Origin of the sequence: Pseudomonas sp. VS40 (assembly GCF_018587885.1) — a bacterium.
GTDB lineage: Bacteria > Pseudomonadota > Gammaproteobacteria > Pseudomonadales > Pseudomonadaceae > Aquipseudomonas > Aquipseudomonas pergaminensis.
Window position 1 is genome coordinate 162,765 of the sequence record NZ_JAGYWD010000010.1, and the last position, 20,037, is coordinate 182,801.

17 protein-coding genes are annotated in these 20,037 nt (G+C 62.3%); 3 read left to right on the forward strand and 14 right to left on the reverse strand.

Translation table 11 applies throughout. The annotated features are described in order from the left end of the window. Positions 1 to 9 precede the first annotated feature (9 nt). The 5 genes from KHP07_RS25475 to KHP07_RS25495 all read right to left on the reverse strand — a co-directional run bounded on the left by KHP07_RS25475 (position 10) and on the right by KHP07_RS25495 (position 7,192). The gene (locus tag KHP07_RS25475; protein ID WP_150675463.1) at positions 10 to 1,332 is read right to left on the reverse strand and encodes an amidohydrolase; all 1,323 of its coding nucleotides are present in this window, start codon (positions 1,330 to 1,332) and stop codon (positions 10 to 12) included. 9 nt (positions 1,333 to 1,341) lie between these two features. Beyond that, positions 1,342 to 2,526, reverse strand: a complete 1,185-nt coding sequence (locus KHP07_RS25480) for an acyl-CoA dehydrogenase family protein (protein WP_150675464.1) — start codon at positions 2,524 to 2,526, stop codon at positions 1,342 to 1,344. A gap of 20 nt (positions 2,527 to 2,546) precedes the next feature. Continuing rightward, complete coding sequence (locus tag KHP07_RS25485; RefSeq protein ID WP_224794944.1) at positions 2,547 to 3,860, reverse strand: MFS transporter; 1,314 nt, start codon at positions 3,858 to 3,860, stop codon at positions 2,547 to 2,549. Then, positions 3,860 to 6,385 (reverse strand): TonB-dependent receptor plug domain-containing protein, encoded by a 2,526-nt coding sequence (locus KHP07_RS25490; RefSeq protein ID WP_150675466.1) that lies wholly within the window; start codon positions 6,383 to 6,385, stop codon positions 3,860 to 3,862. The genes KHP07_RS25485 and KHP07_RS25490 overlap by 1 nt, the downstream gene beginning before the upstream one ends. A gap of 105 nt (positions 6,386 to 6,490) precedes the next feature. Next, positions 6,491 to 7,192: an enoyl-CoA hydratase/isomerase family protein gene (locus tag KHP07_RS25495; RefSeq protein WP_214498242.1), complete on the reverse strand. Its 702-nt coding sequence runs from the start codon at positions 7,190 to 7,192 to the stop codon at positions 6,491 to 6,493. A 148-nt stretch (positions 7,193 to 7,340) separates the two neighbouring features. Here KHP07_RS25495 and KHP07_RS25500 point away from each other — a divergent pair, with 148 nt between their 5' ends. Both KHP07_RS25500 and KHP07_RS25505 read left to right on the forward strand, forming a co-directional pair. Beyond that, positions 7,341 to 8,363, forward strand: a complete 1,023-nt coding sequence (locus tag KHP07_RS25500) for an alcohol dehydrogenase catalytic domain-containing protein (protein ID WP_214498243.1) — start codon at positions 7,341 to 7,343, stop codon at positions 8,361 to 8,363. Positions 8,364 to 8,365: 2 nt separating this feature from the next. After that, positions 8,366 to 9,844, forward strand: a complete 1,479-nt coding sequence (locus KHP07_RS25505; RefSeq protein WP_214498244.1) for a class I adenylate-forming enzyme family protein — start codon at positions 8,366 to 8,368, stop codon at positions 9,842 to 9,844. Here KHP07_RS25505 and KHP07_RS25510 read toward each other — a convergent pair. The 3 genes from KHP07_RS25510 to KHP07_RS25520 all read right to left on the reverse strand — a co-directional run bounded on the left by KHP07_RS25510 (position 9,841) and on the right by KHP07_RS25520 (position 12,303). Further along, complete coding sequence (locus tag KHP07_RS25510; RefSeq protein ID WP_214498245.1) at positions 9,841 to 10,623, reverse strand: IclR family transcriptional regulator; 783 nt, start codon at positions 10,621 to 10,623, stop codon at positions 9,841 to 9,843. The two genes, KHP07_RS25505 and KHP07_RS25510, sit on opposite strands and share 4 nt — an antisense overlap. 102 nt (positions 10,624 to 10,725) lie before the next feature. Then, positions 10,726 to 11,559: a CmcJ/NvfI family oxidoreductase gene (locus KHP07_RS25515; protein WP_214498246.1), complete on the reverse strand. Its 834-nt coding sequence runs from the start codon at positions 11,557 to 11,559 to the stop codon at positions 10,726 to 10,728. A 15-nt stretch (positions 11,560 to 11,574) separates the two neighbouring features. Then, positions 11,575 to 12,303, reverse strand: a complete 729-nt coding sequence (locus tag KHP07_RS25520; RefSeq protein WP_214498247.1) for an SDR family NAD(P)-dependent oxidoreductase — start codon at positions 12,301 to 12,303, stop codon at positions 11,575 to 11,577. A gap of 303 nt (positions 12,304 to 12,606) precedes the next feature. Here KHP07_RS25520 and KHP07_RS25525 point away from each other — a divergent pair, with 303 nt between their 5' ends. Further along, positions 12,607 to 13,686 carry a sigma-54 interaction domain-containing protein gene (locus KHP07_RS25525; RefSeq protein WP_214498248.1) on the forward strand — a complete coding sequence of 360 codons (1,080 nt, stop codon included), beginning with the start codon at positions 12,607 to 12,609 and terminating at the stop codon, positions 13,684 to 13,686. Between the two features lie 7 nt (positions 13,687 to 13,693). Here KHP07_RS25525 and KHP07_RS25530 read toward each other — a convergent pair whose 3' ends face one another. The 6 genes from KHP07_RS25530 to KHP07_RS25555 are packed head-to-tail and all read right to left on the reverse strand — an operon-like array spanning position 13,694 to position 20,013. Continuing rightward, positions 13,694 to 14,830 carry an LLM class flavin-dependent oxidoreductase gene (locus KHP07_RS25530; RefSeq protein WP_214498249.1) on the reverse strand — a complete coding sequence of 379 codons (1,137 nt, stop codon included), beginning with the start codon at positions 14,828 to 14,830 and terminating at the stop codon, positions 13,694 to 13,696. Then, positions 14,823 to 15,800, reverse strand: a complete 978-nt coding sequence (locus KHP07_RS25535) for an LLM class flavin-dependent oxidoreductase (RefSeq protein WP_093545150.1) — start codon at positions 15,798 to 15,800, stop codon at positions 14,823 to 14,825. Before KHP07_RS25535 ends, KHP07_RS25530 begins: the two co-directional genes overlap by 8 nt. Before the next feature lie 16 nt (positions 15,801 to 15,816). Next, positions 15,817 to 16,794 carry an LLM class flavin-dependent oxidoreductase gene (locus tag KHP07_RS25540; RefSeq protein ID WP_214498250.1) on the reverse strand — a complete coding sequence of 326 codons (978 nt, stop codon included), beginning with the start codon at positions 16,792 to 16,794 and terminating at the stop codon, positions 15,817 to 15,819. After that, on the reverse strand, positions 16,791 to 17,771 hold the full coding sequence (locus KHP07_RS25545) for an LLM class flavin-dependent oxidoreductase (protein ID WP_214498251.1): 981 nt from the start codon (positions 17,769 to 17,771) through the stop codon (positions 16,791 to 16,793). Before KHP07_RS25545 ends, KHP07_RS25540 begins: the two co-directional genes overlap by 4 nt. Then, positions 17,768 to 18,682, reverse strand: coding sequence for a 5'/3'-nucleotidase SurE (locus KHP07_RS25550; protein WP_214498252.1), 915 nt, complete (start codon positions 18,680 to 18,682; stop codon positions 17,768 to 17,770). The genes KHP07_RS25545 and KHP07_RS25550 overlap by 4 nt, the downstream gene beginning before the upstream one ends. Continuing rightward, positions 18,679 to 20,013, reverse strand: coding sequence for an LLM class flavin-dependent oxidoreductase (locus KHP07_RS25555; protein WP_214498253.1), 1,335 nt, complete (start codon positions 20,011 to 20,013; stop codon positions 18,679 to 18,681). Before KHP07_RS25555 ends, KHP07_RS25550 begins: the two co-directional genes overlap by 4 nt. Between the last annotated feature and the right edge of the window lie 24 nt (positions 20,014 to 20,037).

The following is a 20,037-nucleotide window of genomic DNA, read 5'->3' on the forward strand; positions in this document are numbered from 1 at the left end:
TTCTGGACCCTAGGGCGACAACCGAGGAGCGTCAATCATGTAGCTCAACGTCATCCGACTCAGTGCCCGGATCCCCACCGCCAGGCTCGGGTCATCCACCTGGAAGCCCGGCGAATGGGTAGGCCACACGTTTTTGCCCTCCAGCGCAGGCGGTGTCACGCCCATACGCATGAAAATTCCAGGAATCTGTCGGGCATATTCGGCAAAGTCATCGGCACCGTAAGTGCCGTTGTCGATGCGTACCGGCGTGGTCGACACCTGTTGCAGCACCGGCATCAACTGGTCCACCAACGCGGTGTCATTGTAGCCGGCGCGGTAATTGCCTGGCAGGTAGTCCACCTTGGCGGTTGCTCCCGAAGCCTCGGCGATTTTCTCGGCGGTGCGGGTCATGCGTTGCAACACGTCCTCGCGCTGCTCATCGCTGACCGTGCGAATCGAACCTTCCAGGCGCACCTCGGCGGGGATGATGTTATGTCGGTCACCGGCCTCGATACGGCCCACCGAAATCACCGGCGCCGGCAACAGGCTGAGGTTCGACTGGCGGCTGGGAATGGTCTGCCAGGCCAGGATCACCTGGGCTGCCACTGGCACCGGGTCGATGCCGGTCCACGGGAAGGCCGCGTGAGTTTGCCGCCCGATGATGTGTGCAACAAAGGTATCCGCCGCTGCCGTGGTGCGTTGGCGGCTGAGGGTAAAGGTGCCCGCTGTACCGGCTGTCACATGAATACCGAAGATCACCGCGGGCGCCGGATTTTGCAGCGCGCCTTCCTTGATCATCAATTGCGCGCCACCTTGTTCGCCCAGTGGCGGGCCTTCCTCGGCCGGCTGGAAAATCAGCTTGAGCGTGCCCGGCAGTTGCTCGCGATGGGCCGCTAAGACCTCGGCAACCCCCAGCGCCATCGCCATATGAGCATCGTGACCACAGGCGTGCATCACCCCAACGTCCTTGCCTCTGCTGCGAAAGTCCGCGCCTTCATCTTTGCTGCGCACTGTCGACGCAAACGGCAGGCCGGTTTGCTCGGTGAGCGGCAGAGCGTCCAGTTCGGCGCGAATCGCGACCACGGGGCCAGGTTTGCCGCCACGCAAAATGCCGATGACACCGGTATGCGCGATGCCGGTCTGCACCTCCAGCCCCAGTTCCCGTAGGCGCTGGGCGATACGCTCGCTGGTGTGGAGCTCGCGATTGCCCAGTTCCGGCTGCTGGTGAATGGCGTGGCGCAGCTCTATCACGCCGGGCAGTGCCTGGCTGATCTGCGCGTCCAGATCGTCCCAAGGCTCGGCGGCCGACACGGTGCCAGACAGAAGCAGCAGGAAAATCGGTCGTTTCAACATATCCAGTGCTCAGTAAGTAAACGCAATCGGCGGTGCTTTCGCGTTCAGCAAATAATCGCCAATCGCCTTGTACTTGTAGGCCAGGGCGTCATGGGTGGTGTGGGTGCGCGCGTTGCGCCAGTGGCGGTCGAAGTTGTAGCGCGATTGGGTGGTGGCGGCGCCGCCGACTTCATAGAGACGCTCGCACACGAAGAGGGCGGCGCGGGTCGAGGCGATCTTGGCTTCGGCCACGGCAATCGAGGACTTGACCAAAATAGCTTCCAGTTCCTCACCCTGCGCCAACCCCTGCAATTGCGTGCGCGCGGCCAGGTCGACCGCACCGGCGGCTTTTTCCACCAGCGCTTCGGCGCCGTGGATGCGCGCGGCCAGATCGCCCAGGGTGTGCAGGATGTAGGGGTCGTTACGTGCCGAATCCACACCACTTTCGCGCACTGGCCGCGTACCGCTGCGCGCCCATTCCACCGCGTCATCCAGCGCCGCGAGGCCGATGCCGACATCGAGGGCGCAGTGGATCAATTGCGCGCTTGCGCCGACATAGTTGCGGCGCTGGTACCACTGCGCCAACGGGATCACCTGCTCGGGGCGCACCACAACATTCTCCAGCAAAGTGCTGCCACTGGCGGTCACACGCTGGCCCATGCCGTCCCAGTCATCCAGCAGCGTAATGCCTATGGTGTCGGCGGGCAGCATCACGTAGACCGCGTTGCCGGCTTCGTCCACCGCCTGGATTTTCAGCAGGTCGGCAAACAGGCAGCCGGTGCTATAGAACTTGCTGCCATTGAGCACCAGTTGGTCGCCGCGCTGCTCCAGGCGTGTATGGATTTCACCGCGAAAGGTGCCGTTGCGCTCGGCAATCGCCCCCGACGACAGCTGGCGCTCGGCAAAAGCCCCGAGGTATTCGCGCTGTTGCTCCGGGTTGGCGATCAGGCGCAAATGCTCGACGGTGGCGAAATGCGGAAACAGCGCCTGCGCCACACTGGGGTCTGCCTTGGCCAGGATGATGAAAATATGCGCCACTTGCAGTTGGCTGATGTCGCCGCCGCCAAACGCCTCCGGAACGCGCGCGGCGCCCAGGCCCGACTCACGGATCAGGTCGAGCTGGGCGTAAGGCAAGATTCTGCCGGCGTCGCGCTCGGCGGCGCCGGGTCGGATCTGCGCGGCCAGCTGGTGGGCGAGGGCAAGGTAATCGGTCATGGAAGTGTCCATCAAAAAGGTCAGGAAGCGTCGCGCAGGGCGCTGCGTGGAACGCCGAACAACAGAATCAACGTGCCGCTGGCCACCAGGGCCGCCACGATATACAGCGCCAGGCTGATGCTGCCGGTGGAGGTCTTGATCGCACCGATCATGATCGGCGTGAGCAGGCTGCTGATCTGCCCGCAGCAATTGACCAGCGCTAGGCCGGCGGCCTTGGCGTGATCCGACAGGTAGTACGTGGGGATGGTCCAGAAAATCGCCGTGGCCACCAGGTAGCCGCTGGTCATCAGGGTCAGTACGGCGATTGCCGAGTACGGGCTGAACAGAAAGTTGGGCAGCACCAGCATTGCCAGCGCCGCCGTGAGGCCGCCCAGCGCGAAGTGCCAGCGCCGCTCCTGATTCACATCCGAATGGCGGCACGCCCACAGCATCACGCACACGCCGACCACATAGGGCAAAGCCGAGAGCAAGCCCAGTTGCCCAAGGTTGCTCACGCCGGAATCGCGAATGATCGACGGTGCCCAGATATTGGTGACGTTGCCGGTGCACATGATGGTCAGGCAGTAGGCCAGGGTGATGAACCACACCTTGCGGTCCTTCAGCGCCTCGACGAAGCGCGTATGCCCGCCGGGTTTGCGCTGCAGCCGTTCACGCGCCAGGGCTTGCTCGATGGCGTGTTTCTCCGCGTCGCTCAGCCACTTGGCCGAGGCTGGTTTGTCGTCCAGCCAGTACCAGGCGAACAACCCCGCGAGCACCGGCGGAATGCCGGTGATCACGAACAGCCATTGCCAGCCGGTGAAGCCGCCGACCCCGGCGAAGTGCCCCATGATCGACGTCGACAGCGGCCCGCCGATGATCCCGCACACCGCAATTGCCATGATGAACCGCGAGGTGATGCGCGCACGGTGGCTGGCCGGGAACCAGTAGGTGAGGTACAGGATCACCCCTGGGAAGAATCCGGCTTCGGCGGCGCCCAGCAACACCCGCAGCACATAAAACTGCGCCGGGGTCTGGGCAAACGCGGTGGCGATGGTCACCAGCCCCCACAGCACCATGATGCGCATCATGGTTTTTTTCGCGCCGATCTTTTCCAGCAGCAGGTTGCTCGGGATCTCGAACAGCAGGTAACCGATGGAGAACACCCCGACGATGATGCCGAACGTGGCGTCGCTGATGTTCAGGTCGGTCTTGAACTGCAAATGCGCAAAGCTGATGTTGACCCGGTCCAGCCAGTTGAGCACGAAGCACAGGAACAGGAACGGCATGATCCGCCACGCCAGTTTGCGGTACAGGCGTTGGTCGAAGGTCGCCTGCGGGCGTTCGAAGTTCGTCATCACCAGCTCACGTCGACTTTAGCGAAGTAATAAGCACCTTCCAGGCCGTAGGGCGAGTACCAGCTATAGGTCGGGTTGTCGGTGGGGAAGAAGTAGAAGCGCTTGGCCTCGTCATTCAGTTGCTGGGGGCGACGGTCGAAGATGTTTTCGCCGCCGACGGTGACTTTCACCGCGTCGCTCAGCCAGTAACCCACGCTCAGGTCGGTGATGAATGCCGGGCGAATTTTTTCATCGCGACTGGCCGAAATCTGGTTGCGCCCGGTGACCTTGGAATAGCGGGTTTCCTTGAGATTCACCTCAAAATCCCCCAGTTGCCAGGCGGCATTCAGCGACGTGGTGTTTTTCGGGTAGGCCGAGGTCAGGTTGCCCTGGCGGTCACGGCCCATCACGCTGACGCCGGTGCCGGCCAGTGCTGCGGGCTCCTTGATCTTCTCGATGGTTTGCAGGCTCTGATTGCTGAGCAAGGTCCATTTGGTCTTGCCGTAGCGGCCCAGGTCATAGCGGTAGTCGGCCACCAGATCGATACCACGGGTGCGGGTATCGGCCAGGTTGCCGAAGTACGAGACGATCTGGTTCGGGTTCAGGCCCTGGGCGGCCAGCACGTTGGAGACCGCCGTGCCTTGCAGGTTACTGGTCTGCAGGATGCGATCCTTGATGTCGATCTGGTACAGGTCGACCGTAATGTCCAGGTTCTCGGTCGGTGTGGCGACAAAGCCGAGGCTGTAGTTCATCGAGCGTTCAGGCTTGAGCTCCTTGGCGCCCAGGGCCTGGCCGGCGGCGTCGTTGACGGTGACGTAGCGCGTGGTGGCCTGCTCCAGTTGCCCGGTGAGCGGGCTGGTGCGCCAGGCGGTCAGCGACGACGAATAGAACTGCTGTTGCAGGGACGGCGCGCGGAAACCGTTGCTCACCGTGCCGCGCACGGCGAATTGCGGGGTGAACGCGTAACGCGTGGAGAACTTGCCACTGCCGGTGTCGCCGAAATCACTGTAGTGCTCGAAACGCCCGGCCAGGCTCACGTCCCATTGGTCGGTCAGGCTTTGGCTGAAGTCGACGTAGCCTGCGGTGTTGGTGCGTGAGTAGTTGTGCGCGTCGGCCGGGGTGAAGCCCACCAGCCCAGGCGCGCCGGGGTTGGGGCGTTGGCCGGCGAGCGGGCTGCCAGCGGGGAAGACGTAGCCGCCATCGGCGTAAGAGGCGTATTCGCCGGCCTGGATTTCGAAACCGTCACGGCGGAACTCAAGGCCGGTCGACACGTTCAGCGGCTTGGCAAACAGCCCGGTATCGAACGCACGGGTCAGGTCGAGGTTATTGGTCCATTGGCTAGCGATCAGGTTGCCGCCGTCCATATCCTGAGGGCTGTTTGGTCCCAGGGAAGGGTTCAGCGAGCGTTCGTTGCGGGTGTTGGCGTTGTTGTAGCCGTAGCTGGTGCTCAGGTCCCAAGCCCAGCCCAGCAGGTCGTCGTTGCGCACGCCGAACACGCTTTGGAAGTCGTCTTCTTCCACCACGAAACGCGGCGAAAAACCGTCCGGGTACACCGAGACAATGTTCTGTGGCGAGTTGGCGGTGCGGTAGGTGCCCCAACTGGTGGAGTTGCGGTGGCTGAGGGTGGAGAACGAATACAGCGTGTAATCCTCGTTCAGCGGCAGCTCGGCGTTGTAGCCGAAGTTATAGGTTTGCGAACGGGGCTGGCCCAGTTGCTGGCGGTAGCGGCTTTCGCTGGTTTCGCGCGGGTCGGGCTGGCCGTTCTGGCGGAAATAGATGCTGGTGCGGTCCGGTACGGCACCGGCCACGTTGGAGCTTTCCTGGAGGCCGATATCGGCGCTGAGGCTGAAAAAGCCGTCATTGGGCAGCTCGAAGCCCTGGTTGATCTGGCCCTGTCCCCGCGCACCGAAATTGCCCTTGCCGCCCACACGGTTGGCGTACTGCCCATAGAGGGCGCTGCCACTGCCGCCGGAGCGGTTGGTCTTGAGGATGATGTTGATCACCCCGGCAATCGCGTCCGAACCGTATTGCGCCGCCGCGCCGTCGCGCAGCACTTCCACGTGGTCCACCGCGGCGATGGGGATCAGGTCGAGGTCGGCGGGCGACTGGCCGCTTGAGGTGGCGGCGGTCTGCACAAAGATCAGCGACGTATTGTGGCGGCGCTTGCCGTTGACCAGCACCAGCACATGGTTACCGCCCAGGCCGCGCAAAGTCGCGGACTTGACCGACAACCCGGTGCCGCCGGTAAACCCTGCAGCATTGGTGTAGGACGGCACACTGGCGGCCAGGGCGTCGCGCAGGTTCTGTTTACCGGAGCGGGCGAGGTCGTCGGCGCTGATCACATCGATCGGCGCCAGGCTCTTGGCGACAGTGCGACCGCTGTCCCGGGCACCGGTGACCACCACGGTTTGCAGGGCGGTGTCACTGGCCGCCGACGGACGTGACGGGTTCTCTTCAGCGTGGGCTGCCGGCTGGGCGCACAGCCCGAGGATGCCGGCGGTCAGCAGGCTGAACCTGGGACGAAAGCGAGTGTATGGGCGAGACATGGTGAGGCTCCGATGGTTAGGTGCCGCTTTCCATTCCTGGTGGTGGGAGTTCCTGACAGTACTGGGGAGGCTTATGTGTTGGCTGTTTCTAGTTATGGGTTGAGGTCAACGCCCCAGCATCACGTCCTGGCGGGCCTGGTCGACCAGTGCCATCTGCCGCGTCAGTCGGGCTTTGCGTTCGGCCAGCAGCAAGGTCTTGGTCCATTCCACGGCCTTAGAGGAATGGCTGGCCAGGCGTGCGGCCAGTTCCAGCGCGCTGGCGTAGGCGTCGTCCACCACTTGGTTGACCAGGCCGATGGCCAAAGCCTCTTGGGCATCGAATTTGCGCGCGCTGAGCATGATGTCCAGGGCCGCTGCTTCGCCTATCAGGCTGGGCAGGGTGATCGCACTGAAGCCGGACAACATGCCGTGCTGCACTTCGGGGAAGTGAAAGCGCGTGTCGTGCCGCGCAATACGGAAATCGCAATGAATCGCCAGGCTGATGCCCAGGCCCAGGGTGTAGCCGTGCAACGCGGCAATCACCGGCTTGCTCAAATCGTTGCCGACACCGGGCAGGGCACGGGCCAGGACTTCGCTGCTGACGGTCTCGCCGGTGGCGTCGATCTCCTTGAGGTCGGAGCCGGCGCAAAACGCCCGCTCGCCGGCACCGCGCAGCACGATGGCGCGCACGGCGGTGTCTTGCTGCGCGCGCTGCCAAACCTCGGCCAGCGCGTGCTTGGCCTGGCTGTCCAGTGCGTTGAGGCGCTCCTGGCGGTTGAGGGTGACCACCAGGATTCCTTCGCCAATATTTTGATACTCGACTGTCATGGGGTGCTTTTTATCCGGTGTGAAAGAAAGACGCGATTACCCCTTGAGGTCAGCGCCAAAGTGAGGAAAACTTAATTGATGTGCACAATGCAAACAAGATGTTTGTTATATGAACATATTCTTATCGGGTCAAAAACGGTTATAAAAAATGAAAGCCATAGTTCTAAAAGCCTTCGGCGGGCCGGAGCAATTGCAGGTCGAGGAGGTGCCGACCCCGCAGGTTGGCGCGGGTGAAGTGCTGGTCCAGGTCGCGGCAGCCGGGGTTTGCCATCATGACCTTTTGCATCGTGCCGGGCGGTTACCGGGAGCCCATACCGGCGTGGTACTGGGCCATGAAGTGGCGGGTGAAGTGGTTGAGGTGGGCACGGGTGTGCACCATTTGACGGTCGGCGCCCGGGTGGTGGTTTACCAGCGACGCTTTTGCGGTCAGTGTCGTGACTGCCTGCGCGGTCGCCAGGATCTGTGCCGGGCCCTTGGCCTGCCATCGGTGGACACGGAAGGCGCCTATGCCGAATACCTGCGAGTACCCGCGATCTCCGCCATCGAACTGCCCGACGGTCTGGACTACATCCCGGCCGCCTTGGCGTCCTGCCCGATCGGCACCAGCGTGCGCGCGTTGCACGGCGAGGCCGCGCTCAAACCCGGCGAAAGCGTGTTGATCAATGGCGCCAGCGGTGGCCTGGGCGCCCATCAGATCCAATTGGCCAAGGCGTTCGGCGCGCGGGTCATCGCCGTCACAGGCAGTGCGGACAAGCGTGATTTTCTCCACAGCCTGGGCGCCGATGACGTGATTGTGAGCAGCGGCAGCTACAGTGCCGAGGTCTGGAAACTAACCGGCAAACGCGGCGTGGACGTGGCCATGGAAAACCTCGGCAGCACCCTTGAAGACACTCTGCGCAGCATGGCCCTCGGAGGGCGCGTGGTGGTATTGGGCAATGTGACGCCCGTCAGTGTGCCGATCAACCCAGGGCTGTTGATCGGCCGACGCCTGCGGGTACAAGGCTCCGGCAGCGCCACCCTCGAAGAAGTGCGCCTGGCGCTGGCATTGATCAAGGGCGGGCAGGTCAAGCCGTTGATTGACCGTGTGCTGCCGTTTCACCAAGTGGCCGAGGCCCACGCGCTGCTGGAATCGCGTCAGGTCAATGGGCGCATTGTGTTGAGCGGGTGGTAAGCATGGACATCAGTACGCTGCTCAGCCAGGCGGCCTTTAAATGGCCCGACCACATCGCACTGCACGAACCGGCCAGTGCTCGCACCCTCACGTTTGACGAATTGGACCGCGCCCTCAGTGGCGTCGGACAAGCGTTGGATCGGTTGCAAATCCCGGTGGGTGCGCGGGTGGCCTTACTGGCCGACGCCAGCCTCGACTACCTGCTGGCCGACTATGGCTGCATGGCCAGCGGCCGTGTGCGCGTGCCGCTGGATCCGGCCCTGGCGCTTGATGAATTGCTTGCTCAGCTACAGGACGCGGGCGCTGCCTTGCTGCTGTTTTCCGAGCAGTACGCCGGTGTGGCGCAAGGCTTGGGCATCCGTTGCCTGCCGCTGCAAGCCGTGACCGACTCCAACCCCGTCGACATCCTTCCACGCCCGGCGCAATCACCCCAGGCGCTGGCCTCGCTCAACTACACCGGCGGCACCACCGGCACGCCCAAGGCGGTGATGCATCGGCATGCCAGCTTGTGCGCGGTGTTGCAGAACATCGTCATGGGCCGCGGCGCCGTGGTCGGCGATGTACTGCTCAACGTCCGCCCGCTATGGCCGATTGCAGCGGTGGCGGTGCTGGCCCATGTGCTCAGCGGCGGCCGAGTGGTGTTGGGTGGTCGCTTCGACGGCAAGGCCTTCATCGCTCAGCTTACTGAGTACCAGGTGGCGTTCAGCTCTCTTGTGCCTACGCAATTACTGCGTCTGTTGCGCGAAACCGGCCCTGCAGCGGCCGATCTTCCGGTATTCAAGAGCCTCGATATCGGCGCTGCCGCGTTGACCGGCGACGTGCTGGAAGGCTCATGCAGTTTGTTCAGTGAACGCATCGGCGTGCTCTACGGCATGACCGAAGCGCCCTGGAGTTGCTACCTCTCGCCCGCGCAAATGTCGGCGGTGCGCGCGGCCGGCGACAGTGGCGAAGGTGTGGTGGGCCGACCGTTGTTCAGCGCCGCGATCCGTATCGATCAACCGGACGCAAACGGTGTGGGCGAAATCCTGCTCGGCGGCCCGCAATTGATGAGCGGCTACTGGCAGCTGGAAGCACTCAGCGCCAAGACCCTGGACAACGGCTGGCTGCGCAGCGGTGACCTCGGGCGCATTGGCGCCGATGGGCTGCTGCGTGTGCTGGGGCGTTGCAAGGACATCATCCGCAGCGGCGGCAAATCCGTGCAGCCCGGTGAAGTCGAACAAAACCTGCTGAGCCATCCCGGCGTGCAGGACGCCCACGTGTTTGGCCTGGCGGATCTGGAATGGGGTGAGCAAGTATGCGCAGCCGTGGTAGTGGACGGCTCGCAAGACCTGTCGGCGCAGCAGTTGATGGACCACTGCCGCGCCGGTTTGTCGCGCTACAAGGTGCCGCGCCGCGTCTACTTTATCGACGAACTACCGCGCTCCCACTACGGCAAGGTGCAGAAAAATCGCCTGCTCGCCGCACTGGGCCTCAAGCCCTAAAGGTTGCCCAACTGCGCCGCGATACCTTCACAGGCGCGGCGCACATGGCTGGCCAGGGACGAGCCGGGGTGGGTTTCGTCTTCCATCTCAAGCCCGGCAACGACGACCGCGCCAATGGCTTGCCCGGCTTCCACGCGAATCGGAAACGCCACCGAAGACAGGCCCGGCTTGAACTCGCCGTGGCCGAAGGCGAAGTCCTGCTGGCTGCGAATTTGCTCCAGTGCCGGCAGGGCTTTGGCGTAACGCGCTTCGCCGAGGATTGCCTGTGCGGCCGTCTCGCTGTAGGTGGCGAGTACCGCACGCCCGCTGGGGCTGCCGTCGATGGGGAATTGGTCGGCCAGGTCGACAATCACGTTGAGCGGCGTGGTCGGTGTCCACATCCGCTCGATCAACACCACTTGGTCACCCACTGGCACCGACAACGACACAATCGCCTGGCGCTCGCCGATCACCCGTTGCAACTCGATGGCGTAGGGCAGGGCGATCTTGCGCAGGTTCAGGCGGTTCAGGTACGCCGCCGAGTAGATCAGGCATTCCGGGCCGATGCGATAGGTGCCGCCCTGGGATTCGATCAGGCTCCAGTGGGTCAGGGTCTTGAGCAGGCGATGAATGGTGGTGCGGTCTATACCGGTCAGTCGCGCCAGGTCCAGCGCGCTGGCGCCATGCTTGAGGCCCGAGAGGGTGCGCAGCAGTACAATCGAGCGGTCGATGACCTGTACGCGCCCACCGGTATTTTCCTTGTTACTGGCAGGCGGAGAAGGCGTCGAAGAAATATCCATGGTGGCAGCAGCTTCCGAAATCATTATGTTCGGCAAGCGCGGATCGCAGGCTTGGCCGGTGGCCAAGGTTAGCCGCGATCCGTTGCTGGGTGAAGCCTTGATTTACGTGTCGAAGAACACCAGTGCGCGCAATTCGATGCTGCGCCGTGGCGGCGCGTCCTTTGGCGTGGTGGGGTCATCAAATGCGGTGTGTGCACTCAGCCTGGCTACATCCCGCCGCGAATCGTGGATCTTCAACAGTAAGGCCTCGTCTGGTCGCAACTGCGGATAGTAAAACCAGCGGTGAGCCGGGTTAGCCTTGACCGAAAACGTTTCGCCGACCTTGTCGCGATACACCAGGTCGCTGGGCAATAAATCGCTATCGACCATGCTACGCGCATCGCACAAGGCAAGGGGCGTGCTCAGCACTGTCGTGCCGATGGGCCGCCACACATTGATGATCGCAAAGCGTTTGAGCAGGCGCTGTTCGGCTTCGTCTGGGTCGAGGTGGTCGCGCACACGGCGAATCGCCGAGCGTTCGGTCTGGTCGTTGTGCACGTAGCGCACCGGCTCGCGCAGGCCACGCGCCTCACGGCCAGGGTCATCGACGCGAATCGTATGGTCGAAAATCACCACCTTTATCGCACCAGTCTGCTGTTTGAGCAGGGCTTCGGTTTCCGGGTAGTAATGCAGGCGCACCTGTTCGTCATCCTCCAGGTTGACCACTGCGCTGGCGTGCTCGACCTTCTCGAAGCCCTCACGCTGCAGGCTCGCAGATGTATCCAGCAACCGCGCGTTATGGATGGTCACCTGGGTAGGGTCAAGTACGCCGCTGCGCTGGGCCGCGCCATCGGGTGGCGGGTAGGTGTAGTTCACCGGGCGCTCGCCGGTGTCTTTCAGGTAATTGAGCACGCCGAGCACGGAGGCGGGCGCGAGTTGTGTCTGATGGGTTCCCATAACCATCTCCCGGTGTCAGAACGGTTCCTTGAATGGCCGCAAGTCCAGCTCCTGGGTCCAGGCGCTGTGCGGTTGGGTGTGCAGATACCAATAGGCGTCGGCGATGTCTTCGAGCCGCAATGCGCCGTCTTCGCCCAGCTTGGTCAGGTAGTCGGGCGCACGGCTTTTCACGCGCTCGCCATCGATGGAACCGTCGATGACCACATGGGCGACATGCACATTCCGTGGGCCGAATTCCCGCGCAAACGACTGGCTTACCGAGCGCAGCCCGGCCTTGCCTGCCGCAAACGCGGTGTACGGCGGCTTGCCGCGCAGTGAGGCGGTGGCGCCGGTAAATAACAGGCTGCCGCCGCCATTGGCGAGCAAGGTGCGGGTGGCTTCGCGGGCGAATAAAAAGCCCCCCAATGTCGAGGCGCGCCAGGTTTGCTCGAACAACTCGGCGCTCAACTCAAGCGCCGGCTTGGACACCGAATTGCCCACGTTGAAGATCGCCGCCCTGAGTGTGCCGAGCTCATTGACCTGGGCGATGGCGGCGAGCACGTCGGCTTCGATACCCAAGTCGGCCACGATTGCATTGGCTTTGCCGCCGTTCGCTTCTATATCAGCCACCACCGTCTGCAACTTGTCCTGGCTCCTGCCGCTGACCGCTACGCGGTAGTCCTCGCGGGCAAAACGCCGTGCTAAGGCTGCACCCAGCCCGGCAACCGCGCCGACCCCGGCAATCCACACCACTGATTCCGCCATGCGCCACATCCTCCAATGGGGTAAGTGGCTACCAATCTACCCATGGCCGGGCGGGAGGAATAAGAATATCGACAGCTAAGGTTATGCTCGTCTTTTCAGGCATAGGGGATCAGAGGGTTGGCCTGCAATTAAGCCCCCTGGATCCTTTCTTATCGTTCGCCCATGTAAGCGATTGGTTTATGGCCGGTCGAATTGCATTCTTGTTGCGAGGTTATATCCTCATGTTTTTTTAATATTTCTTGTTATATGGCGCGAGCAGTAAAGTGCTGTTAACTCCTTCATGGCCGCCATTGGAAATTGTCTATGAACATCCCGCGCGGACACCCCAGCCCGATTTTGACATTGCCTCAGGGCGATAAAGATCCTCTTTCAATCCGAGCGAAAGCGCTGGTATTTGCCGACCCCCGGTCTCGGCAGTTGCTGGAGTATCTGCAGCGGGTGGCGCCCAGTGACGCGCCAGTGTTGATCAATGGAGAGACGGGCACCGGTAAGGAGTTGGTGGCGCGCTACATCCATTCGAGCAGTGGCCGCACTGGCGCTTTTATTGCGGTCAATTGCGGTGCGATCAGTGAGACCCTGGCTGAAAGCGAGTTTTTTGGCCATGAGGCCGGTTCGTTTTCCGGAGCTGTCGGTCGGCGAGCCGGCTGGTTCGAGGAGGCAGATGGAGGGACACTGTTTCTCGATGAGATTGGTGATCTGCCGCTGCCTTTGCAAGTTAAATTGCTGCGTGTCCTACAGGAACAGGAAGTGGTTCGGGTCGGCTCGCGCAAACCGATCAAGATCAACATCCGATTGGTGACGGCTACCAACGTCAATTTGGAACAGGCCATTGAAGCTGGCAATTTTCGGCTCGATCTGTTCTATCGAATAAACGTCGCCCAAGTGGAAGTTCTGCCGTTAAGGGCACGTCCCTTGGACATTCTGCCGTTGGTGGAACACTTCAGGAAACTCTACAGCGCCCGCCTTAAAATCAATGAGCCTATGCTTTCGGAGTCGGCTACTCAGGCGCTGCTCGATTATCCCTGGCCGGGGAATATCCGAGAGCTCGAGAACGTTGTTCACTTGGCTTTACTGGTGGCCGGCGACAGACCGGTCCGCCCCGAGCACTTGAAGTTCTCGGCAGGCCTTAGTGCATTGCAAGGCGCAAGTTCCAACGGGGTGCAAAAGCTTCCTCAGGAAGTGCTTCGCGAACAGTTTTTGCGATTGTTCGATGTTCCAGGTGATTCGCTCTTGCACGATATTGAGGAGTTGATGGTGCGCGAGGCTTTTGCCTACTGCGGTTTCAACCAGTTACGCACCGCGCAACTACTGGGTATTACCCGCAACGCCATGCGCACCTTACTGGTCAATCACGGCATGCTCAAAGGTCGAGCAAAACCCTGATCTGCGTTCAACCTTGTTTGACCTGGCTGGGTGGGTTACCTATGCGGCGTAGCTTAGGCAGCAACTGCGCGCCCAGGTGAATCGCTTCCTCCAAATGGGGAAAACCCGACAGAATAAAACTGTCCACCCCCAACTGGTGGTACTCCTCGATTCGCTCTGCCACCTGCGCATAACTGCCGACCAACGCTGTTCCTGCGCCGCCGCGTACCAAGCCTACCCCGGCCCAAAGATTGGCTGACACCTCAAGTTCCCGAGCGCCGCGCCCACGGCCCTGCATCAACTGCGTCTGCCTGCTTTGCCCCACCGACTCATATGCCGCCATCTGCCGTTGTGCATGGTCAATGGTATCCGTTGGGATTTCTTCCAGCAGCCGTTCCACGTGGGCCCACGCCGCGTCGTCAGTGACAGCGGCGAACACGTGCAGACGTAGACCGAAGCGCAGAGTACGGCCTTGGGCGGCAGCCAGTTCACGCATGCGTTGGATGCGTTCGGCGATCATGACCGGCGGTTCGCACCACATCAGATATGTTTGCCCATGGGCCGCACCGACACGCTCGGCGGCTTCGGAGGCGCCGCCAAAGTAAATTGGCGGTACGTGTGCGCCTGGCGCAATCGGCGTTTGAATGCCACTGCGGTAGTAACGTCCCTGATGCGCGGGCGGTTGGGCTGCCCACACGGACTGGAACACCTGCAGAAATTCTGCGGTGCGTGCGTAACGTTCATCGTGTTCGAGAAAATCCCCGAGGGAGCGCTGTTCAAAACGGCTGGAGCCGGTCACCACATGCAACGCCAGACGATTCTCGCTGAGCAGTTGCAACGTCGCCGCGCGGTGGGCGGTATAGGCTGGAAGCTCGGTGCCCGGTCGCAGCGTCAGGAGGAATTTCAGGCGGCGCACTTCCTGGGCCAGCACCGCAGTGATCAGCCATGGGTCTTCAAACCCGGCAGCGGTGGGCACCATGATGCCGTCGAAACCGGCCTGTTCGGTGGCGCGCACAATCTGGCGCAGGTATTCCAGCGTCGGTGCACGCTCGCCTTGCTGGAACAACCCGACCTTGGGCAAGCCGCTGCTAGTGAGGTGACGGCCATCGCCATTGGTGGGTAAAAACCAGTCCAGTTGGATCGGTGGGCGTAAATCATCAGTCATGGTGCAGGCGCTCCTTGCGCAAACCCTGTTGGAAAAGCAACGGTAAAACCTGTTCGCCAAAGCGCAGCACTTCGCTGACTGACGGCCCGCCCTCCAGGATCAGGTGATTCAAGCCAATTCCGTGCAGTTCTTGCAGGCGTGTAGCGACTTGTTGCGGGGTGCCCACCAGGATCAGCGGTTGGCCGGCTTCCCTTTGCAGCAGGTTGGGATGCACTTCCCACTGGCGCAGCGGGTGGCGTGCACGGGGCAGGGTGGCCAGGGGTTCTTCGGGCAATTGAGGAGCCGATAATAAAGCGGCGGCGGTCTCCCAGGCGAGGTCTTCGCTGTCACCGAGGATCAACCCAAACGTGCAGGCAAAGTCGAGCGTAGGTTGGACCTGTCGCCAGTGCTGTATCTCCTGGGCCAGTCGTTGTGGATGGCCAGGCGCTAACAGGCAGGTCTGGGCATGTGCCGCCACCAGCGCATGGCTCTGGGTGTCGTCCAGTAGCAACGATGGGGCGGGTATTTCGCGGCGGGTGAAGCCGGCGTTCTCCAGTTGGAAATAACGGCCCTGATAGTCGAACCCGCCGGTGTTGGAAGCCAGCAGTCGTTGCAACAGTTCCAGATATTCTCCAATGCGTTCGCTGCGTTGGTCGCGGTTGAGCCACTCCCCAAAGGCACTGTGTTCGCTATTGGGTAAATGTAGCCGCACACGGTGGCCGCTGATCGACTGCAGGCTTTGCAGGGTAGTGGCCAGCGCGGCTGGAAGCATCACTTCCGGCGGCACACTCACCGACAACTGCACGCTGCGTGTATGCGCACACAAGGCTGCCGCCACGCCCAGGCTGTCGGCACATAACACGCCACCGGGAATCCAAAGGCCATCGAGCCCGGCGTATTCCACAGCCTGGGCCAATTGAACCCATTGTCCCGGCCGCGCCGCCCAGTCTGGGGTACACAAGGGCATCAACCAGCTGAATTCCAGGGGCATGCATAAGCTCCATTATTCATCGTTTTTTCCAACCCAAGGCCGGGGCGATGTCCTGGGCCAGGATTTCCAAACGTTTGAGAATTTGTGCCTGGGTCGAGCTTTCGGCCTGAACCACAGCAATCATGTAGTCAGCATAAGGCAGCAGCGACGGGTCCTGTTGCAAGCTTTCGATCACTTCATCGGGATGGCCGTAGTGCACGTTCATCAAGCGCAGGTGTTCCTGCAAATCCAAGGCTTCGTCGATCAGGCCCTCACGTTGCAGGCGCGGGATATGCCGCTCGATATCCACCGACAGTTCGGCCTGGGCGCTGGCGCGGTCGATGGCAGGGAAAATGGCACGAACCACGCCGATACGCGGTGCGCGCTCACTGCTCGACCAGGCTTGCAGGTAGGCATCCGCCAAAGGCTTTTGCACGGTGAGCGGATCATGGGTAGCTGTGCCCAGCAGCAGTCCATTGCCTTGTCGGGCGGTATAGACCGCGCCGTCAGTGCTGCCGTGGGAATGCCAAAGGCGTTCGCCCAGACCGATGGCAGGCGGTTGCAACGTTAATTCGCCGTTCAGCGGTTTACCTTCCAGTAGGCGCTGCAAACGTTGCTGGCGCTCGGCAAAATCCGCCTGGCGCCGGCTTGGGTCGCGATCAAAAGCGCTGAAGTTATCGAGGTTGGCGCCACCACTGCCCAGGCCCAATTGCACGCGCCCGCTGCTCAGAGCGTCCAGCACACTAGCGTCTTCGGCCAGGCGGATCGGGTCCTCGAATGGCAACACAATCACCCCGGTGCCCAGTTCGATATGCCGCGTGCGTTCGGCAACGGCCGCCAGCAGCACCAAGGGTGAAGGAAGACGACCAAAGCCATTGCTCAAGTGGTGCTGGGCAATCCAACCACCGTCGAAGCCAAGGGCTTCAGCCACTTCGAATTGTTCGATCAGGTCGCGGTAGACCTGCCGGGGGTCATCACCAAAAGCGTGGCTGAGGAAACCCAATTTGAACGTCATGAGGGGGCTCCTGTGGGCTGCCAGCCCAGTGCTGGTGCGATGTGTTGGCGGATGATCTCCAGCGCACGGATCGCCTCGCGCAACGGTGTGCTGGTGGTTTGGATTTGCAGGATCAGTTGATCGTGGGCTGTCAATGGCGGGCCTTGCTGCAATTGCTCGATGATATTCTCCACCGGGCCGTGCAACACACCGAGGCGCTTGAGGGTGGTGTCGAAGTCAGCGTCCGGCATGCCCTTGAGTACGCCGATGTTTTGCTGGCGTTGCACATAGGCCTGGATATCGCGGCGTGTGGCGTCGTCCGGTGCGGCGAGCAACGCCTGCACCCGTGCGAAGCGGGCGGGCGTGCCGTTGTCGCCGGTCCAGGCGTTGCGGTAGCGGTTCACCAGTTCAACACCGGCTTGGGCAGGCAAATGCGGATTGGGTGCCATGATCAGGCCGTGGCCACGCTCGGCGACCTGTTCTACCCGCGAAGTGGCTTCCCACAGGCGATGTCTCAAGCCGTTGGCGCGTGGCAACAGGCGTGAGCCGCTGTCGGTCAGCGGCATATTGCCCAGGGCGTTGCGCAGTTGTTGCAGGTGCTGTTCGTAGTCACGATGGCGCGCCTCATGTTCGCGGCCAAACGCCAGGAATGTCTCGGGATCGAAACCCGCGCCAAGGCCCAGTTCCAGCCGGCCATTGCTCAGCACATCCAGCACGGCCGCATCTTCGGCCAGGCGCAGCGGCACTTCCTGGGGCAGTACGACAATCCCGGTGCCCAGGCTGATATGTCGCGTGCGCTGGGCAATGGCGGCCAATAACACCAGCGGCGCAGGCAGGCGCCCGTGTTCACTGGCGAAGTGGTGCTGCGCCACCCAGCCGCTGTCGAAACCCAGTTCTTCAGCGACTCTGAACAGTTCCAGGGTGTCGCGATATACCCTCGGATCAAATTGCGGGCTATAGACCCGGCTCAAAAAGCCCAGGGAAAAACCGCCACTCATGGCTTCATCTCACGGGCCAATTGCATTTGCAACGCGGGTCCGGCGTTGATGGATTCCGGCAGGCCACTGAACGGGCTGATGGTCAGGTAGCCCTTGTTCAGCCACACCGCCTCATCGTTTTGCTGCGCGGCAGTCGCGGCGGGGCTGTATTGGAAGCCGATGCCCGGTTTGCCCGGCAGGTTGAATTGCTTGAGGTCATCGGTGTAGCGCGCTTCGAAGCCCACGTAACTGCCCACACGGGTGAGTTTCACGCCCTTGATCTGCGTGTCCTTGGGCAGGTTCATATTCAAGCCCAGTCCCAGCGGTAGCAGGGCTCCGTCGGGTTGGCGATGCCGGTCGAGGGTGGCGACCAGTTTTGCCACCAATTGGGCGGCGCGCTGTGGGTCTTGCTCCTTCAGGTCGGTGCTCACCGCCAATGCCGGAATACCCGATTGCAACGCCACGCTGGCCGCATTGAAGGTGCCGGAAGCCATATTGATCGCCCCAAGATTATTGCCGGGGTTGGGGCCGACGATCACCAGGTCGGGGTGGGGCAGCACCTTGTCCAGGCCCATCAGCAGGGCCATCACCGGCGTGCCGCTGATTTCGATCTGGACCTCTTTGCCGGCGCATTCGGGACTCTGGCACACGCCTTTATCGGAGGTGCTGATGTAGTAGCTGTCGGGGTAGGCTGGGTCGGTGTCGTGGCCGACCGTGACTTCGCGTCCGAAAAAGAACGCGCCGCCGCGTGCACTCTGGTCACTTTGCGGCGCGGCAATCTTCACGGTGTGCCCCTGGGCTTTCAGCACGGTGTAGAGTGCGCGAATGTTCGGATGCTGATAGCCGTCGTCATTGCTCAGCAAGATGTTCAAGGCGAAGGCTTTGGGGGCGATCAAGCTGGCGAAGGCGAGCATCCAGGCGCTGCGTTTCATGCCCTCTCTCCCGTAAAGCGGTTGTCCGGGCGCGGCAGGCCGAGGTTTTCGCGCAGGGTGGTGCCCTCGTATTCCTGGCGAAACAGCCCACGCGCCTGCAGCAACGGAATCACCTGATCGACGAACACGTCGATGGCGCCAGGGAAGTAGGGGAAGAACACATTGAAGCCATCGCAGGCGCGTGCCTGGAACCATGTCTCGAAGTGATCGGCCACGTCCTCGGCGGTGCCTATCACCGGGTTGCCGCCCGCCAGGCGCAGGTACAGTTGGCGGATGCTGAGGTTTTCCGTGCGCGCCAGTTCCAGCACCTTGTCGCGACGGCTGCCACGTTGGCCCACCGGTGTATCCGGCAACGGGTCGTCAAGGTTATGGCCGGACAGGTCGATGTCATCGCCGAGGGTATCGGCCAGCAGGCGCAGGCCCAGCACTGGGTCGATCAGGGCCTGGAATTCCTCGAACAACGCCTGGGCCTGTTCGCGGGTGTCGGCGATAAATGGCGTGACGCCGGGCAGGATCTTGATGTGGTCCGGGTTACGACCCAGGGCGGCGGCACGGGCCTTGATGTCCTGGTAGAACGCCTGGGCGTCTTGCTGATGATGGGCGTGGGCAAAAATCAGCTCGGCCACACGGGCGGCGAGCTGTTTGCCCGGCTCCGATGCACCGGCCTGCACCAGCACCGGGTGGCCCTGGGGCGGGCGCGCCACATTCAGTGGGCCGCGCACGGAGAAATGCTCGCCGCGGTGGTTGAGGGTGTGCAGTTTGGCCGGGTCGAAATACTCGCCGCTGGCCTTGTCGCGGGTGAAGGCGTCGTCGTCCCAGCTGTCCCACAGGCCCTTGACCACGTCGTGGAACTCTTCGGCGCGCTGGTAGCGGTCGCCGTGGTCCACATGGTGTTCGCGGCCGAAATTCCAGGCTTCATCGGAGACGACCGAGGTCACCAGGTTCCAGGCGGCGCGGCCTTTGGACAGGTGGTCCAGGGAGGCGAACTTGCGCGCGATATGGTACGGCTCGTTGTAGGTGGTGGTCGCGGTGGCGATCAGGCCGATCTTGTGTGTGACGGCCGCCAAGGCCGACATCAAGGTCAGCGGTTCGAAGTGCTCGGCACGGGCGGTACGGCTGAGCGCGTCGTGATGATGCCCCCACAGCGCAACCACGTCGGCGATGAACAGGGCGTCGAACTTGCCGCGTTCGGCGGTTTGGGCGATGTGCTTGAAGTGCTCGAAATCCAGGCTCGCATCGGCCTGAGCCAGTGGGTGGCGCCAGGCGGCGACGTGATGGCCGCTGTTGGCGAGGAAGGCCCCCAGTTTGAGTCGATCGGTACGGCGGGTCATGGACAGGCTCCCATTTGAGTCAGG

Coding starts and splice junctions, on each gene's coding strand:
- KHP07_RS25500 (WP_214498243.1), top strand. CDS start 7,341: ATGAAAGCCATAGTTCTAAAAGCCTTCGGCGGGCCGGAGCAATTGCAG.
- KHP07_RS25540 (WP_214498250.1), bottom strand. CDS start 16,794: ATGACGTTCAAATTGGGTTTCCTCAGCCACGCTTTTGGTGATGACCCC.
- KHP07_RS25510 (WP_214498245.1), bottom strand. CDS start 10,623: ATGGATATTTCTTCGACGCCTTCTCCGCCTGCCAGTAACAAGGAAAAT.
- KHP07_RS25515 (WP_214498246.1), bottom strand. CDS start 11,559: ATGGGAACCCATCAGACACAACTCGCGCCCGCCTCCGTGCTCGGCGTG.
- KHP07_RS25525 (WP_214498248.1), top strand. CDS start 12,607: ATGAACATCCCGCGCGGACACCCCAGCCCGATTTTGACATTGCCTCAG.
- KHP07_RS25555 (WP_214498253.1), bottom strand. CDS start 20,013: ATGACCCGCCGTACCGATCGACTCAAACTGGGGGCCTTCCTCGCCAAC.
- KHP07_RS25505 (WP_214498244.1), top strand. CDS start 8,366: ATGGACATCAGTACGCTGCTCAGCCAGGCGGCCTTTAAATGGCCCGAC.
- KHP07_RS25550 (WP_214498252.1), bottom strand. CDS start 18,682: ATGAAACGCAGCGCCTGGATGCTCGCCTTCGCCAGCTTGATCGCCCCC.
- KHP07_RS25535 (WP_093545150.1), bottom strand. CDS start 15,800: ATGCCCCTGGAATTCAGCTGGTTGATGCCCTTGTGTACCCCAGACTGG.
- KHP07_RS25545 (WP_214498251.1), bottom strand. CDS start 17,771: ATGAGTGGCGGTTTTTCCCTGGGCTTTTTGAGCCGGGTCTATAGCCCG.
- KHP07_RS25495 (WP_214498242.1), bottom strand. CDS start 7,192: ATGACAGTCGAGTATCAAAATATTGGCGAAGGAATCCTGGTGGTCACC.
- KHP07_RS25490 (WP_150675466.1), bottom strand. CDS start 6,385: ATGTCTCGCCCATACACTCGCTTTCGTCCCAGGTTCAGCCTGCTGACC.
- KHP07_RS25530 (WP_214498249.1), bottom strand. CDS start 14,830: ATGACTGATGATTTACGCCCACCGATCCAACTGGACTGGTTTTTACCC.
- KHP07_RS25480 (WP_150675464.1), bottom strand. CDS start 2,526: ATGACCGATTACCTTGCCCTCGCCCACCAGCTGGCCGCGCAGATCCGA.
- KHP07_RS25475 (WP_150675463.1), bottom strand. CDS start 1,332: ATGTTGAAACGACCGATTTTCCTGCTGCTTCTGTCTGGCACCGTGTCG.
- KHP07_RS25485 (WP_224794944.1), bottom strand. CDS start 3,860: ATGACGAACTTCGAACGCCCGCAGGCGACCTTCGACCAACGCCTGTAC.
- KHP07_RS25520 (WP_214498247.1), bottom strand. CDS start 12,303: ATGGCGGAATCAGTGGTGTGGATTGCCGGGGTCGGCGCGGTTGCCGGG.